This window comes from Neobacillus sp. NPDC097160, from assembly GCF_044762155.1.
Taxonomy (GTDB): Bacteria; Bacillota; Bacilli; order Bacillales; family Cytobacillaceae; genus Neobacillus.
Genome location: NZ_JBIWDU010000003.1, coordinates 125,911 through 140,119, shown reverse-complemented (window position 1 = coordinate 140,119; position 14,209 = coordinate 125,911). Strand labels below are relative to the sequence as shown.

The window sequence follows — 14,209 nt, the reverse complement described above, 5'->3', positions numbered from 1 at the left end:
CGCCCCTGGGCAAGACGCTTTCGCTTTTAAATGTTCCCCGTGAATCAAGAACAATCGGCAAAATAAATGTTTATTTTACTTTTTTCGTGGAAGCAAGAAGGAAAATGTCGTTCCAAGATCCATTTTACTCTGAACGGAAATATGGCCGCGATGGGCATCAATAATATTTTTCACAATTGCCAACCCTAATCCTGTTCCCGCTCTTCCGCGTGTTCTTGCTTTATCTGCTTTATAAAAGCGCTCAAAAACGAATGGTAAGTCCTCTTCAGGTATGCCGGAGCCAGAATCTTTAACTTCCATCCTAACTCCCTTTTCTTCAGAAGTGATTGTTAATGTAACAGCTCCACCTTTTGGTGTATGTCTAATTGCATTATCAATTAAATTCGTTAAAACTTGTTCAATTCGATCTGGGTCAAACAAAAACGCTGAAACACCATTTTCTATTTCCGCATGCAATAAAATGTCATTGTCTCTTGCCAACCCCTGAAATTTATGGATAATTCGATTGATGAAAGGGGAAATGTCCACATCTTCCATTGATAGATGAATATGTCCAGCTTCCATTCGTGCAAGATCAAGAAGCTCATTTACAAGCCGGCCCATTCGCAGTGATTCGTCATAGATGACCTTTGCCATTTCTTTCTTTTCTTCCTGTGATTCGGCAATATCATCTACAATCGCTTCACTGTATCCTTGTAACATGGAAATAGGTGTTCTAAGTTCATGTGAAACATTGGCAATGAAGTCTTTCCTCATCTTATCCAATTGCCGTTCCTCTGTCATATCCCTTAGAACGGCTACAGCTCCACGAATAAATTGGTTGCTATAAAGCGGACTAACCAATATGACCCAATGACGTCCTTGAAGGGATATTTCACCAATTTGTTCTTTTTCTGTATCTACTGCCTGTTGAAAAAGTTCCATTACCTGCGTAGGAATAGACTCCGAATCGGAGCCAAATCCCCCTTTTTCATAATACCAGTATTGCAGAAATCGATCTGCTGGAGGATTCGTAATGAGAATTGTACCATCCCGATTAAAAGTAATTACCCCATCAGCCATACTGCTTAAGATACTTGATAGCTGTTCTTTTTCCTGGCTAAGGGCATTCATATTGAACTTTAATTGCCTGCCCATCTGATTAAAGGCCGTTGCCAGCTCCCCAATTTCATCATGTGTTAGGATCGGGACTTTCGTATCGAATTTCCCCCGCGCCACTTCAAATGCCGCCTCCCTCATCTTTCTTAAAGGGGCTGTAATCCTTGTCGACAAAAAGAAGGCAAAGATTGTTGTTAGAATAATGGCAACACCTGCAACAAGCAAAATAAATTTAGTTGCGTTATGAGATGTTTCTTGCATAGCTTCTAGTGATTGATAAATAAATACAGCACCACTTTTTTCACCCGGTAGATGCAACGGTACACCAATAATGGAATAACTGGCATCCTGATTACCGTAACTATTGGAAAGGTTCGAAACTTTTTCAACCGTTTTGTTGTTATGAAATATTTGTACTAGGTCTGGGTCACTCTTAATATCTTCGATCGATAATTTTTTTGCCTTTTCGGTATTTGGAGAATAGTAGACTTCATCTTCACCTTTAACAACAACTACTTTTGTTACATCATCGACAAATTCCCAGGAAATTTCCAAACCAAGTGACAATTTATCGGGATGTTCCTCCAAGACATAGGCAATTTTTTCTGCTGTATTGGTTAAGTCTTTTTTTGTTTGTTCAATGTTATAATTTTGGAAAAATTCTAGGAGCATAACTGTTAAGATAAACAGAATAAATGATACTAATAAAAGGATAGTAAACCAAAGTTTACCTACAACACTTCGTAAAAAGGTCATTCATTTACGACCTCAAATTTGTAGCCAACTCCCCAAACCGTTACAATCATTTTTGCAGCCTGTTCAGAAACCTTGTTTAATTTTTCACGGAGACGTTTTACGTGCGTATCAACTGTCCGTAAATCACCGAAAAATTCATAATGCCAAACTTCCTTCAGCAACTGTTCGCGGTCAAACACCTTATCCGGTGCTTTTGCCAGGAAATAAAGCAATTCATACTCTTTAGGTGTTAAGCTGACCTCTTTGCCATCAGCGGAAACCCTGTGGGCATCATTGTCAATTGTTAAATGCGGGAATACAATGACATCCTTTGTTGTAGTTTCGGTCTGCAAGTAGCTTGTTTGTGAAGATCTTCTTAACAGGGCCTTTACACGCAGAACTACTTCCCGTGGGCTGAATGGTTTGACAATATAATCATCCGTCCCGACTTCAAACCCCTGAACACGGTTGATTTCCTCACCTTTGGCGGTTAGCATGATTACAGGAGTAGCCTTTTTTTCTCTTAATTCACGACAAACTTCAATTCCATCCTTACCAGGCATCATTAAGTCAAGGAGAATAACATCATAATCATTTGCATATGCTTTTGCTAATGCCTCGTTCCCATCCTCTGCTTCATCAATCATATATTCTTCACGCTCTAAATACATTTTTAATAAGCGGCGAATTCTTTCTTCATCATCCACAACTAAAATTTTCACGTCTTTTTCCATTATTAATCCCCCCATGAAGTTTATTGTACAAAATGGTATTGCTTTTTTCTATATTTTCACGGTAATTACTCATATAAAAAGTGTCAATAATTTGACAACGTCATTTTTCATCATTTATTCGTTTCTTTTGTTTGAAAAAAGCCCTCACTTATTAAAAAGTGAAGGCTATAAAATTAAATATTGATACAAATAAATTAACCTGCATATGAATGAAGGCCGGCGATAACCAAATTAACAGCAACAAGGTTAAACATGATAATCACGAAGCCAATTACGGCAAGCCATGCTGATTTTTCACCATGCCAGCCTTTGGAAAGCCTTAAGTGCATAAACGCGGCATAAAATAGCCAAGTAATAAGCGCCCAAACCTCTTTTGGATCCCAGCCCCAGAACCGTGACCATGCCATTTGCGCCCAAATCATCGCAAAAATAAGTGCTCCCAGTGTAAATACCGGAAAGCCAATTAACACTGATCGATAGCTAATCTCATCAACAAAGTCCAGCTTAATATTTTTTACAAGTGGCTGAAGTGCCGCTGCAATCCGTTTCCTTAAGATTAATCTGATTAGGCCATAAAGTATAAGGCCAGCCATTAATGACCAAATTACCGTATTCATTTTTTTTGCATTGATAAAAGCCGGCATTTCAATTAACGGCTTAAATCCATCTTTTGTCAGTAATTCCCCTTCATGCGGTCCGGTAATAGCAGGCATTGTATATTCCACAACGGTCTGATTGTCATGTTTATCAGTCCAATTAAATTTCTCATGATAACCAATCCCTGAAAATACAGATGATACAGCCACAAATCCAAGCACCGCAACTAATGAAAACATGACCGATTCCAGCCAAAAGGTTCGTTTGTTCGATTTTGTCTGATCGATTGCTTTAACCAGATAGATAAGCCCTGCTGCAAAGCTGATCGCCAGGATGGCTTCCCCAAGTGCCGCAGTGGTAACATGGATATGAAGCCAATAACTCTGTAATGCCGGTATTAACGGAGTTATTTCCTTAGGAAACATACTTGCATAGGCAATAACCAAGATGGCTACAGGCATTGTAAATAATCCAAGTAAGGTTGTTCGGTAAATAAAATAAATAACAATAAATGCACCAACAAGAGCCATTCCGAAAAACGTCGTAAACTCAAACATATTACTAACTGGAGCGTGGCCAGCAGCAATCCATCTGGTGATAAAATAACCAAGCTGGGAAATAAAACCGACAATCGTTAAAAATACTGCAATTGTTCCCCACCTGTTGGTTCCCTTCTTTTCATTTATGTCCTTCTTCGCTTTAATGGACCCACCGTAAAACAGGGTTGCAACTAAATAAAGAATAAACGCAATAAACAATAAATTACTACTTAATGTTGCCAACTAGACGCCCTCCTTGTCCGTATTTTCCCCTTGAAGCTGATCATCTGGGATGTTAAGCTTCGTGTCTGTCAAAACTGTTTCAATTTCCCGTTTTAAGCCATACCAATTTTTATTAGTATGGGCAGCAATCCAAACTTGCCCATTTTTATTTTGCACCCAAATCCGGCGATGGTTCCAATAGGCTCCTTGGATGACACCAATCATAAATATGATACCGCCTAAAATTATCGCCCATAAGGATGAATCTTTACGGACAGTAAATCCAGAAACATTTTTGGTTTCAATTCCCTTAAATGCCATCTTTAAAGTATTATCGCCAAATGGCTCAATGGTTTGTTTGATGGCTACGAAACTAGTTTCCGGTTTCGCTTTATCGGGAGAAGTCATCTCAAAAACAAAGGCAGGATTGTTGGGTACTCGCGATTTAGTAGAAGGCTCCTTATTTTTGTCAAATTCAAAGTCTGGAAAATAATTAAGAATTTTCACAGAGTAGCCATTACCGAGATCATATTTGGCCTTTGGATCCTCAAGGTTAATTCTTATCTCTCCAAAAGTCTGATTAGAATCTTTATTCGTCAGCATAAAGGTCATCGCTTTTAGTTCACTTCTAAATGAGGATTGGAAAACAGAATAACCATTAAAGGATAAAGGATGATTCACACGAACCTTATATTCCTTTACTTTTTTTAGTTTCGGTTTCTCTCCAGGAAGATTTTCACTAACTCGTTCGTATAATAAAACGTTGGATTGGTAATTCTTAACGACCTCACCAGCCTGCTCAATCGCTTTTTCAAACGTTTTATCTTTATTTTTATCATAGTGCTGCAAAATAAATTGGTTGTTTTGGAGGTAGAACCGTTCACCTGTTTCCGGGATGACAGCCGTTTCTCCTTCCTTTACCCATAAGTTCTCATTCACATAAAATCCGGGAATAAAACGCAGCATTCCGCCAAATAAGAAGATAATTAAGCCTACATGGTTTACATACGGGCCCCAACGGGAAAAACGACCTTTTTCAGCTAACAAATCGCCATTTTCTTCGCGGATACGATAGCGTCTCTGCTTTAAATGCTCTTTAATTTTTATAAAATCATTTTCATCAACGTTCTTATTCACACCAAATACACGTTGACGCTTTAAAAATCCTTCATGTCTTGTGACTCGTTGTGCTTTTAATGCCTTATATAAAGGGACTACCCTGTCAAGACTGCAAATTACAAGAGAAATACCAATCATGGCAATTAGTAGTAAGTACCACCATGAACCATACAAATCGTGCAGGCCTAATTGGTAATATAATTTTCCAAACCAGCCATACTCCTGCTCATAATAGACATCTGCAGGCAGGTTAATGTACATTTCCTGCGGAAGAATGGTTCCAAGAATGGAAGCAAGCAAAGTAATAATAATCAGCCAAACACCGACCTTTACCGAGGAAAAGAAATTCCAGATTTTATCAATAAAGGTTTTACTATATGTTTGTGAGCGGCGTGCACTTCCCTCATAGCGCATGTCAAGAAGTTCTTTATTATTCTTTTCTTTTTCATCCAGCACTTTTCCACAGGCTTCACATAACACGGTTCCATGCGGATTCACATGCCCGCATTCACATTTTACATCTTTCATTATTTAAAACTCCCTACAATCCCTTAAGGTTTTATTTTCTCCATAAACTCCTTAACCTTATATTCCGTCAGTTCTCCGGTATTATATTCCACCACTTTGCCGTCTTTATCAATTAAGAATGTTGCCGGAAGCAGATCCACACCATAAACATTCATGACTTCTTTATCTTTATCAATCATAATCGGGAAATCTAGTTTAAGACGTTCCGCAAATTGATTAACAGCAAGCTCGGGCTCCTGAATATCGACAGACAAAACCTGTACTCCGTTGTCTTTATACTGATGGTATTGATTATTGATATAGGGCATTTCTTTTTTGCAAGGAGGGCACCAGGTTCCCCAGAAATTTAAAAACACACCTTGCCCACGATAATCAGAAAGACGATGCTTGTTTCCCTGCATATCGACTAAGGCAAAATCAGGTGCGATTTCTCCTACCGCAACTTTTTGTTTTTTATCTTTTGTAAGATTAGCATAAAGCGAATAGGCAACGGCAGCTCCAAGTACAAGTAAAATAATCGATCGAATGACTAATCGCCGTTTTTTCATACAAAAACCTCCAATAAAATGAAACACATGACACAGTTTGTCTTAAATTATAGCACTTTCTAATACTGGCATAGTGCTAACGGAGGAAAGCAATTGTGACGAATTTATGAATTTTTCTTTGAAACGTCCATTGCAAGAGCCCTTAGCTGCTTTACTTCATGTGGAGTCAATTCTCTTGCTTCCCCTGCTTTTAACCCGTTTAATGTCAAGAAACCATATCGTTCACGCTTTAATTTCATTACTTCATTCCCAATGGCTTCAAACATTCTTCTGACCTGGCGATTTCGTCCTTCATGAATGGCAATCTCGACGATTGCTGTTTGCTTCTTTTTATCTGCAGATAGCAGCTTGACTTTAGCAGGTGCCGTTTTACCATCCTCAAGACGGATCCCTTTTTCCAATTTCCTTAGGTTTTCTCTTAATGGAATTCCTTTTATTTTCGCGACATACACTTTGTCTATTTCATTCTTTGGGTGCATGAGCAAATTGGCAAATTCCCCATCATTTGTTAATAACAACAATCCTGAGGTATCATAATCAAGGCGTCCGACAGGAAAAATTCTTCCTTTAAACTGTGAAAAAAAATCAGTTACAACCTTCCTGCCCTTTTCATCATTAACACTTGAAATAACACCTCTGGGTTTATATAAAAGAAAATAGACAGGCTCTTCTTTCTCAATCTGTATTTCATTTACCTCTACCTTGTCAGAAGGAGAAACCTTCATTCCAAGCTCTGTAACAACTTTTCCGTTCACTTTTACTCTGCCTTCTTTGATTAATTCTTCGGATTTTCTCCTTGAAGCAATGCCCGCGCGAGCTATTACTTTTTGTAATCTTTCCATTCAATTCACCTCAAAATTTTTCCGGATATAAAGAAACCCTTAAGTAAATAGAAATGTTCCCTATTTACTCAGGAAGCCTATTCACAATTCTATCCTAATGAATTATGACACAATTTCTCCACTTTTCAAAGTAAATTAGAAAAGCGCAAGCGCCCTGGTCAGTGGCGTATGGCCTGGAGCGCTCCAACTGAGATAAAGGAAAGCAGAAAAGCGGAAGCGCCTTGCCCAGGGGCGACAGGCATAAGCCAAGCCGGCGAGAAGGTTGTTCTTTACCTTCTTGACGGATTGGCTTATGACCCCGAGCACCTAGGCGCTGCAGCTAGACAACACGGTGAGCGGAGCGAACCGATGTTGACTTATCGTAGGGCGGAGAGCGAAGGCGTCTCGCCGCTAGGGCGCTAGAGCTGGACAATTCTCAAAGTCGAAATTTATACATTCTTATCTTAAATAAAAAAGCATGTTCCAAATGGAACATACTATACTCTTTAAAACTATTTAGTTCCAAAAATAAAGGATACTACGATAATAGATACAATAATTCCCACTACATCTGCGAGGAGTCCTACTTTTAGGGCATCCCCCATTTTTTTAATCCCAACGGCACCGAAATAAACGGTTAAAACGTAAAAGGTGGTATCCGTGCTTCCTTGCAAGACGGATGCAAGCCGCCCTATAAAGGAATCAGGCCCATATACAGCAATTAAATCACTCGTCATCCCAAGGGCAGCTGTACCTGAAATTGGTCTAATAACGAGCAATGGAATAATTTCAGCTGGTACTCCCATCGACTTCATCATAGGTCTAATCCAATTCATTAAGGCGTCAAGTGCACCGGATGCGCGAAAAATGGAAATGGCGACAAGCATGCCGACAAGGAAGGGAATAATCGATACAGCAATTTTGATTCCCTCTTTACCACCTTCGACAAAGCTTTCATAGGTTGGTACCCGTTTAAACGTTCCATATAAAAGAATAAACCCTATGAGCAAAGGAATAAAAGTAAGCGATATATAAGAGATTAAGGCCATAACTTGATCATCCTTTTCGGCTTCTGCGATAATAAAAATAACGGTCTATCAGCACTGCCCCTATTGCCGATAGGATTGTCGCAATTATGGTTGGTACAACGATTTCAGTAGGTGAAGCAGAATGATAATTCATTCTTATCGCAATAACCGTTGTAGGGATAATGGTAATGCTGGCAGTATTGATTGCCAAAAAGGTAACCATAGACCTGCTAGCTTCATTTTTCCCGCCATTTAACTTTTTTAGCTCCTCCATCGCTTTGATCCCAAGTGGTGTCGCTGCATTTCCTAAACCAAACATGTTGGATATCATATTTGACAAGATATATCCCATTGCCGGATGTTTGTGCGGGACCTCAGGAAACAATATTTTGACAAGCGGACGAAAAAGCTTTGACAGCTTCTCAAGAAGTCCTGACTCTTCCGCAATCCGCATCATTCCAAGCCAGAAAACTAGCACACTTATGAGGCCGATACAAAGGGTTACCGCTTCTTTGGCACCATCAAAAACCGCCTTATTAACCGCCTCCATTGTTCCATTAATCAAAGCAAATACAATTCCAATGATTGTCATAAATACCCAAATATAATTAACCATTGTCATTCACACCGATGACCGAAAGAAAAATTTCTTTTACAAAATCAAACAGACCTTTCTTCTTTTTTTCTTTAGGGCTCTTAAGGTATATAGGTGTTTCCTGGACAACTTTACCATCTAAATAAACAACTGCTTTTCCGACAATTACTTCATTTTTGGTCCTCATCCAATTTTTCTTAGGTTTTTCTAATTTATATTTAACTGAAAACAAATCCATTTCATCATTTGTAGCAGGGTAAACAATTGATTTTTTTACATATAACTGATTTTTATAATATTTGTTTTTTGCACCAGCGATTTTCCCCTTCGCTAATACTTCCGCCATATCAAATCCTTTAAAACCGCCTTCGTACATGGAAATATGATCATTCCAATCATCCGGGCCATTCAAGGTTACAGCAATTAGATTCATATCCCCTTTTGTCGCGGTTGTAACAAGCGTTCGTTTCGCGCGTTTTGTATAGCCCGTCTTACCTCCTGTACAATATTTATATTTTGAGAGCAGTCGATTCTTATTTTTCCATTCTCTGTCCCAATTTTCTGTTGAATTCGGGGCTTTATATACCTTAGTACCAGAAATTTTTTGAAAGGTTTTGTTTTGCATCGCATAACGCATTAGGACGGCCATATCATATGCCGTTGAATAATGATTTTCATGATCATCAAGCCCGTGCGGATTGGCAAAATGGGTATTATACATCCCAATTTGCTTTGCCTTTTGATTCATTAAATAGACAAAGCCATCCAAACTTCCTCCTACATGTTCGGCGATTGCCACAGCTGTGTCATTTCCAGACCTCAGCATCAATCCATAGACAAGATCGTTCAGCTTGATTTTTTCACCCGGCTTTAAATATACCGATGACCCCTCGGCACGAGTCGCTTGTTCACTCACTTTTACGGTTTGATTCATTTTCCCAGATTCAATAGCGAGAATCGCTGTCATGATTTTTGTTATACTTGCGATTCTTCTCTTTGTGTGTGCATCCTTCTCAAAAAGGACCCGTCCAGTTTTCTGCTCTAATAACACAGCGCTAGTGGCACTTACTCCAATTGAGGCATCAGCCTTTTGAGGAATGTTTACAATGAATAGTGAGATCACGAGGGATATAGTTACTAGCTTTAAAATCATTCTCATTAGATTAACCTCGTCTCCTTCTTATCTGTCTACTTGAAAGCTTAAGGCTTTGTACAAGTTTATGCGGGACGAGTTCTTATATGACCAATTTAAAATGAAAACTCATCTTTAGACGAGTTACCAGGTAGATACGCCCCTAGAATGCAGGCCATTTTATATCTGCTGCTTTTTCAAACCTCATTTCAACATCATGCCAATTGACTAGATTCCACCATTGATCCACGTACGCGGCTCTGTTGTTTTTGTATTGGAGATAATAGGCATGCTCCCACACATCCAGAACAAGCAGAGGAATTGTATCCCACTGTGTCAACAGCATATGCCTCTCTGATTGCAACACCTCTAAATGCCTTGCTCTCGGTGACCAAACCAATAGGGCCCAGCCCACACCCTCCACTTGTTTGGCAGCTTCAGAGAACTGTTTTTTAAAAGCTTCAAAGCTCCCAAAATAACCTTCCATTTCTCCTTTAAGCAGTCCTTCCGGGCCACCTCCACCGTTCGGACTCATATTTCTCCAAAAAATGGTATGAAGATAATGTCCAGACCCGTGAAAGGCAAGCTCTCGCGACCAATGCTTAATGAATGAAAAATCATTGGTTTCCCTAGCTTTTTTAAGATTAAGTTCAGCTTTGTTTAATCCGTCAACGTAGGAACGATGATGCTTATCGTGGTGCAGTCTCATGATTTCTTCGGATACAATAGGTTCTAAAGCATTATAGGGGTAAGGAAGTTCCGGCAGGGTATGACCACCAGGAGGGAGTGTTTTTTCTACAATCCATATGTTTCCGATTTCTTGCTTTCTTCTAAAGTAATCTTCCATTTTCTCGTGGATATTCTCGGCCTTTGCTTGAAGACTGAACAATTCTTCACTTGATAACTCTCGGTCGGTGCTTTCAATTAATTCAGTAAATTCATCAAGTTTTTCCCACAATTCTGAGTCTTGACCAATTTTTTCTGATTGAAGAAATTGTTTCATTTGCTCATTCCAGTCAAATAATTCATTTACATATCGGCTAAAACGATCCATTGAATCCTCATCCCTTTCCAACGATTATCCTTCTTGCTATTCAAGCAATCTACCCTAAATGGTATGAGGAATGGAACTTGTTAAGAACGAGAAAGACTGCCCTTTTTTAAAGGACAGCCTTAGGTTACATTTATTTAGTTTGAATCATTTTAGTTCGATAATCTGTTTCATAGTACTCAAGCTCTTCTCTAATTCTTTGGAAATCGCCTTCAAGACTTTTGATGAGGTGTACTACACTTTCCGAAACATTTCGATAAAATTTAATGGAGTTCCTGCCTGTATAGGCAGATCTGCTATCTTCGAACCAAGCATCATTTTTGGGTGAGAAAAACTCTTCAATACATTGATGATAAATTTTATAGAGTGTTTTTTCCGCTGCCGCTTTTTGAAACGGTTCGTTCTGCAAAATAATGGAGCATGTTTCAAAATTTTCCGCGCTATAAACAACTAATTTCCGTAAATTTGAAAAGATTAATTTAATGTAGCTGCGGTCTTCATCATTTTCTAAATTCATTTCTGCGATCGTTGTTTCATTTAAAAAATCTTCAATTGTTAAAATTGATTTCGCTAAAAAAACTTTTACATCATAAAGCTGTGATTTTACCAACGTATTCCCCATAATTACCCCCTGGATTTTCCCGAACTTTGATTATTGCGGCTGCAGAATGAACTCAAGGGCAGAACGAAGTTCAAACCCATTATTTTGTTTAACAGCAAGCAATATTTCAGGTAATTTATTAAAGTTAATATCTTGAAAACAGGAAGCAAATTCATGTTTAGAATTAATATATAGGCGTTTACGACTGCGCAGCCCTGGATTTTTCAAGAGACAAACAAGTGCTACGATTTCTCTAAACTTCACTTCATTTCCTTCTTGAACAATAATTGGGTCCTGCTGGTATGGGGTAAATTCAGGAAAGATTTGATCAAAATACCTCACATATAAAACGTGAAGCGTTTTTTCCTCCCCGTCTTCAACGAACGTAACTTCACTTCTGTTAAAAAAGTCCTCAGACGTATTTGATTTTTCTTTTTCTAATTCAAATCCTTTACACTCTTTAATTAGCAACTTAATCCCGCTCCTTATCGAAATGCTTCAGTCTACTTGGATCACTAAAAATTTATTTTGAAAACGTATATTTATTTTAGCATAAATTCTTTTCCAAGATTGTAGTTTAGGAGTTAATCGTTTCCTGAAATTTCTCAAAAAATAGATCTGCTTCCTCCTGAATAAATTCTTCCTCCACTTTTTCCGGAAGCTGTGGGAGTTCTTTTAAACTTTGTAAACCAAAATAATCTAGAAATTCTTTCGTTGTTCCATATAAATATGCCCTTCCTGTCCCTTCTGCCCGGCCAACCTCTCTTATTAATACCTTTGAGACTAGTGTATGCAGGGGCCTCTCCGTTTTTACACCACGAATTTCCTCAATTTCGGCACGGGTAATCGGTTGTTTATAGGCAATAATGGCCAATGTCTCTAAAGCAGCCTGTGATAAGGCAGACGTATGAGGCGAATCGACCAGCTTCTTTAAGTAGGCTGCATTTTCTTTCTTTGTTGCAAGCTGAAAGGTTCCTGCAAGCTGGACAATCATAATTCCTCTATTGGCTTGTTCATATTCTTGTAGTAAATCCTCAATGATTTCACTTGCTTTTAGTTCCTCTACTTCTAGAACCTCTGCAATTTGCTTAAGCGAAAGCCCTTCGTCTCCTGCTGCAAATAATAGACTTTCAAGGATGCTGCCCCAATTAATTATTTCCAACTACTTCTGCCCCCTCCTTTACAGCTTCTACAAAGATATCTCCAAAGTTTTCGTTCTGTTCAACGTCAATCACTTTCCTTTTAATAAGTTCCAAAATAGCCAGAAATGTCACGACGATATGATCCTTTGCCGGATATGGAAATAATTCATTAAAGTTTTTTCTACCTTGAAGCTGTCTTAATTCAACCATAATTTCTGTCATTCTTTTCTCAATCGATACTTCTTGTCGGGCAATTTTTGTTGCCATCGGGCGTTGTAACTTCTTCCTTCGCAGCAGCTTTTGGAAGGCTGCCAGCATATCATACAAGGAGACATTCAGCTCTGTTTTTTCAGGCTGTTTTTCTTTTGCAAAATCAGAAAGATCACTAGGCGGCTTAGTATACATAAGCCCCCGTTCTACTTCCATTGTTTTTAGGTCATGTGCTGCCTCTTTATATTTTCGATACTCAATCAACCGCTCAACAAGTTCGTCCCTTGGATCATCCTCAAATGTCATGTCCGGATCAACTTCGTCAGGGAAAACCTCCTCATGCTTTGGTAAAAGCATTTTACTCTTAATCACGAGTAATGTAGCGGCCATTACTAAAAATTCACTGGCAACATCCAGTTGGAGCTCATTCATTGTTTTAATATATATTAAGTATTGCTCAGTAATCTCGGCAACGGGAATATCATATATATCAATTTCTAGCCGATTAATTAAATGGAGAAGCAAATCTAACGGCCCTTCAAACGCATCAATCTTTACCTGATATGGCATTATCATTCACCAAAATTCTTAATAAATAAAATTTGTTTATCGTGCAATACAACTATTATTAGTATAGAGGATTCAAGTCGGGTAATCCAATAGAAAAATCAACCTTACCGTGCTTAATTATCAAAATATGATGTTTGCCCATAACAATGGACAATGCACCTACATATGATGACAAGGAAAAGACAATAAATTTGTAGGAGGTTTTTAATATGGATGGCGGATTTGGAGGCGGATTTGCTTTAATCGTCGTTTTATTCATTTTGTTAATTATCGTAGGTGCTTCTTGGGTCTATTAATTTGAGAAGTGGAAAAAACTCGTCACTTGACGGGTTTTTTTCTAAGGATTCAACACGATTATGTTAAACTAAATATACATAGTTCAAAAAGGGGTGATCACTTGTACCCAATAGAGTATATCCAATTTTTAGTCCACTTTCATGGTGATCGGGATTATTTTGAGTGTCATGAAGTACTTGAAGAATATTGGAAAAAGACAGATTCTAAGAACAAATCGTCCATCTGGGTCGGTCTTATTTTATTAGCTGTTTCCACCTACCATCACCGTAGAAGTAATTTTAATGGGGCAAAGAGAACTTTAGATAAAGCATTAAAGATTTTTGACAAACAGGCTGACTGGTTAATAAAACTTGGCTTTGATCAATCGATCCTAAACGATTTAATAAAAGAACGTTTATCCTCAATCGAAAAAGAAGGAGCCTATACTAGCTTTGATTTGCCTATCTGTGATCCAATCCTTTTGGAGACATGCAGAAAATATTGTGTACAAGAGGGATTTTTATGGGGAAAGGGAAGTGATTTCTCTAAGAACGGCCTCATTCATCGTCATAAATTAAGAGATAGAACTAGTGTTATCGAGGAGAGACACCAGTCCTTAAAAATGCGGAAAGGCGGAGAATAATATTATTCTCCGCCTTTTTA

General features: G+C 38.4%; 16 protein-coding genes. 2 read left to right on the top strand and 14 right to left on the bottom strand.

Annotated features, from left to right (window positions below; translation table 11 throughout):
* Positions 1 to 75 precede the first annotated feature (75 nt).
* The 14 genes from ACIQXV_RS05010 to ACIQXV_RS04945 all read right to left on the bottom strand — a co-directional run bounded on the left by ACIQXV_RS05010 (position 76) and on the right by ACIQXV_RS04945 (position 13,270).
* A complete protein-coding gene (locus ACIQXV_RS05010) occupies positions 76 to 1,854 on the bottom strand; it encodes an ATP-binding protein (protein WP_402956609.1) in 1,779 nt (592 codons plus the stop codon).
* On the bottom strand, positions 1,851 to 2,567 hold the full coding sequence (locus tag ACIQXV_RS05005) for a response regulator transcription factor (protein ID WP_402956607.1): 717 nt from the start codon (positions 2,565 to 2,567) through the stop codon (positions 1,851 to 1,853). The genes ACIQXV_RS05010 and ACIQXV_RS05005 overlap by 4 nt, the downstream gene beginning before the upstream one ends.
* A gap of 194 nt (positions 2,568 to 2,761) precedes the next feature.
* Positions 2,762 to 3,946 carry a c-type cytochrome biogenesis protein CcsB gene (gene ccsB / locus ACIQXV_RS05000; RefSeq protein WP_402956606.1) on the bottom strand — a complete coding sequence of 395 codons (1,185 nt, stop codon included), beginning with the start codon at positions 3,944 to 3,946 and terminating at the stop codon, positions 2,762 to 2,764.
* Positions 3,947 to 5,572 carry a cytochrome c biogenesis protein ResB gene (gene resB / locus ACIQXV_RS04995; RefSeq protein ID WP_402956604.1) on the bottom strand — a complete coding sequence of 542 codons (1,626 nt, stop codon included), beginning with the start codon at positions 5,570 to 5,572 and terminating at the stop codon, positions 3,947 to 3,949. It lies immediately after the preceding gene.
* A 23-nt stretch (positions 5,573 to 5,595) separates the two neighbouring features.
* Positions 5,596 to 6,120: a thiol-disulfide oxidoreductase ResA gene (gene resA, locus ACIQXV_RS04990; RefSeq protein ID WP_402956602.1), complete on the bottom strand. Its 525-nt coding sequence runs from the start codon at positions 6,118 to 6,120 to the stop codon at positions 5,596 to 5,598.
* A 104-nt stretch (positions 6,121 to 6,224) separates the two neighbouring features.
* The gene (rluB, locus tag ACIQXV_RS04985; RefSeq protein WP_402956600.1) at positions 6,225 to 6,962 is read right to left on the bottom strand and encodes a 23S rRNA pseudouridine(2605) synthase RluB; all 738 of its coding nucleotides are present in this window, start codon (positions 6,960 to 6,962) and stop codon (positions 6,225 to 6,227) included.
* A gap of 491 nt (positions 6,963 to 7,453) precedes the next feature.
* Positions 7,454 to 7,990 (bottom strand): spore maturation protein, encoded by a 537-nt coding sequence (locus tag ACIQXV_RS04980; RefSeq protein ID WP_402956598.1) that lies wholly within the window; start codon positions 7,988 to 7,990, stop codon positions 7,454 to 7,456.
* A 7-nt stretch (positions 7,991 to 7,997) separates the two neighbouring features.
* Positions 7,998 to 8,585, bottom strand: coding sequence for a nucleoside recognition domain-containing protein (locus ACIQXV_RS04975; RefSeq protein ID WP_402956596.1), 588 nt, complete (start codon positions 8,583 to 8,585; stop codon positions 7,998 to 8,000).
* Positions 8,578 to 9,723, bottom strand: coding sequence for a D-alanyl-D-alanine carboxypeptidase family protein (locus ACIQXV_RS04970; RefSeq protein ID WP_402956595.1), 1,146 nt, complete (start codon positions 9,721 to 9,723; stop codon positions 8,578 to 8,580). Before ACIQXV_RS04970 ends, ACIQXV_RS04975 begins: the two co-directional genes overlap by 8 nt.
* 136 nt (positions 9,724 to 9,859) lie before the next feature.
* Positions 9,860 to 10,750 (bottom strand): superoxide dismutase, encoded by an 891-nt coding sequence (locus ACIQXV_RS04965; protein WP_402957131.1) that lies wholly within the window; start codon positions 10,748 to 10,750, stop codon positions 9,860 to 9,862.
* Between the two features lie 130 nt (positions 10,751 to 10,880).
* Positions 10,881 to 11,369, bottom strand: coding sequence for a YpuI family protein (locus ACIQXV_RS04960; RefSeq protein WP_402956593.1), 489 nt, complete (start codon positions 11,367 to 11,369; stop codon positions 10,881 to 10,883).
* A 30-nt stretch (positions 11,370 to 11,399) separates the two neighbouring features.
* Entirely contained in the window at positions 11,400 to 11,819 is a 420-nt protein-coding gene (locus ACIQXV_RS04955; protein WP_402956591.1) for a hypothetical protein, read from the bottom strand.
* Between the two features lie 106 nt (positions 11,820 to 11,925).
* A complete protein-coding gene (gene scpB, locus ACIQXV_RS04950; RefSeq protein ID WP_402956590.1) occupies positions 11,926 to 12,510 on the bottom strand; it encodes an SMC-Scp complex subunit ScpB in 585 nt (194 codons plus the stop codon).
* On the bottom strand, positions 12,497 to 13,270 hold the full coding sequence (locus ACIQXV_RS04945; RefSeq protein ID WP_402956588.1) for a segregation/condensation protein A: 774 nt from the start codon (positions 13,268 to 13,270) through the stop codon (positions 12,497 to 12,499). Before ACIQXV_RS04945 ends, scpB begins: the two co-directional genes overlap by 14 nt.
* A gap of 209 nt (positions 13,271 to 13,479) precedes the next feature.
* On the opposite strand from ACIQXV_RS04945, the gene ACIQXV_RS04940 reads away from it, so the two are divergent.
* On the top strand, positions 13,480 to 13,566 hold the full coding sequence (locus tag ACIQXV_RS04940; protein WP_166241169.1) for a YjcZ family sporulation protein: 87 nt from the start codon (positions 13,480 to 13,482) through the stop codon (positions 13,564 to 13,566).
* Between the two features lie 101 nt (positions 13,567 to 13,667).
* The gene (locus ACIQXV_RS04935) at positions 13,668 to 14,189 is read left to right on the top strand and encodes a DUF309 domain-containing protein (protein ID WP_402956586.1); all 522 of its coding nucleotides are present in this window, start codon (positions 13,668 to 13,670) and stop codon (positions 14,187 to 14,189) included.
* Positions 14,190 to 14,209 lie beyond the last annotated feature (20 nt).

What these genes read in the sequence shown, in the direction of transcription:
- ACIQXV_RS05005 (WP_402956607.1), bottom strand. Translation starts at nt 2,567, where the DNA reads ATGGAAAAAGACGTGAAAATTTTAGTTGTGGATGATGAAGAAAGAATT.
- rluB (WP_402956600.1), bottom strand. Translation starts at nt 6,962, where the DNA reads ATGGAAAGATTACAAAAAGTAATAGCTCGCGCGGGCATTGCTTCAAGG.
- ACIQXV_RS04945 (WP_402956588.1), bottom strand. Translation starts at nt 13,270, where the DNA reads ATGCCATATCAGGTAAAGATTGATGCGTTTGAAGGGCCGTTAGATTTG.
- ACIQXV_RS04970 (WP_402956595.1), bottom strand. Translation starts at nt 9,723, where the DNA reads ATGAGAATGATTTTAAAGCTAGTAACTATATCCCTCGTGATCTCACTA.
- ACIQXV_RS04940 (WP_166241169.1), top strand. Translation starts at nt 13,480, where the DNA reads ATGGATGGCGGATTTGGAGGCGGATTTGCTTTAATCGTCGTTTTATTC.
- resB (WP_402956604.1), bottom strand. Translation starts at nt 5,572, where the DNA reads ATGAAAGATGTAAAATGTGAATGCGGGCATGTGAATCCGCATGGAACC.
- ACIQXV_RS05010 (WP_402956609.1), bottom strand. Translation starts at nt 1,854, where the DNA reads ATGACCTTTTTACGAAGTGTTGTAGGTAAACTTTGGTTTACTATCCTT.
- ACIQXV_RS04975 (WP_402956596.1), bottom strand. Translation starts at nt 8,585, where the DNA reads ATGGTTAATTATATTTGGGTATTTATGACAATCATTGGAATTGTATTT.
- ACIQXV_RS04980 (WP_402956598.1), bottom strand. Translation starts at nt 7,990, where the DNA reads ATGGCCTTAATCTCTTATATATCGCTTACTTTTATTCCTTTGCTCATA.
- resA (WP_402956602.1), bottom strand. Translation starts at nt 6,120, where the DNA reads ATGAAAAAACGGCGATTAGTCATTCGATCGATTATTTTACTTGTACTT.
- ACIQXV_RS04965 (WP_402957131.1), bottom strand. Translation starts at nt 10,750, where the DNA reads ATGGATCGTTTTAGCCGATATGTAAATGAATTATTTGACTGGAATGAG.
- ACIQXV_RS04960 (WP_402956593.1), bottom strand. Translation starts at nt 11,369, where the DNA reads ATGGGGAATACGTTGGTAAAATCACAGCTTTATGATGTAAAAGTTTTT.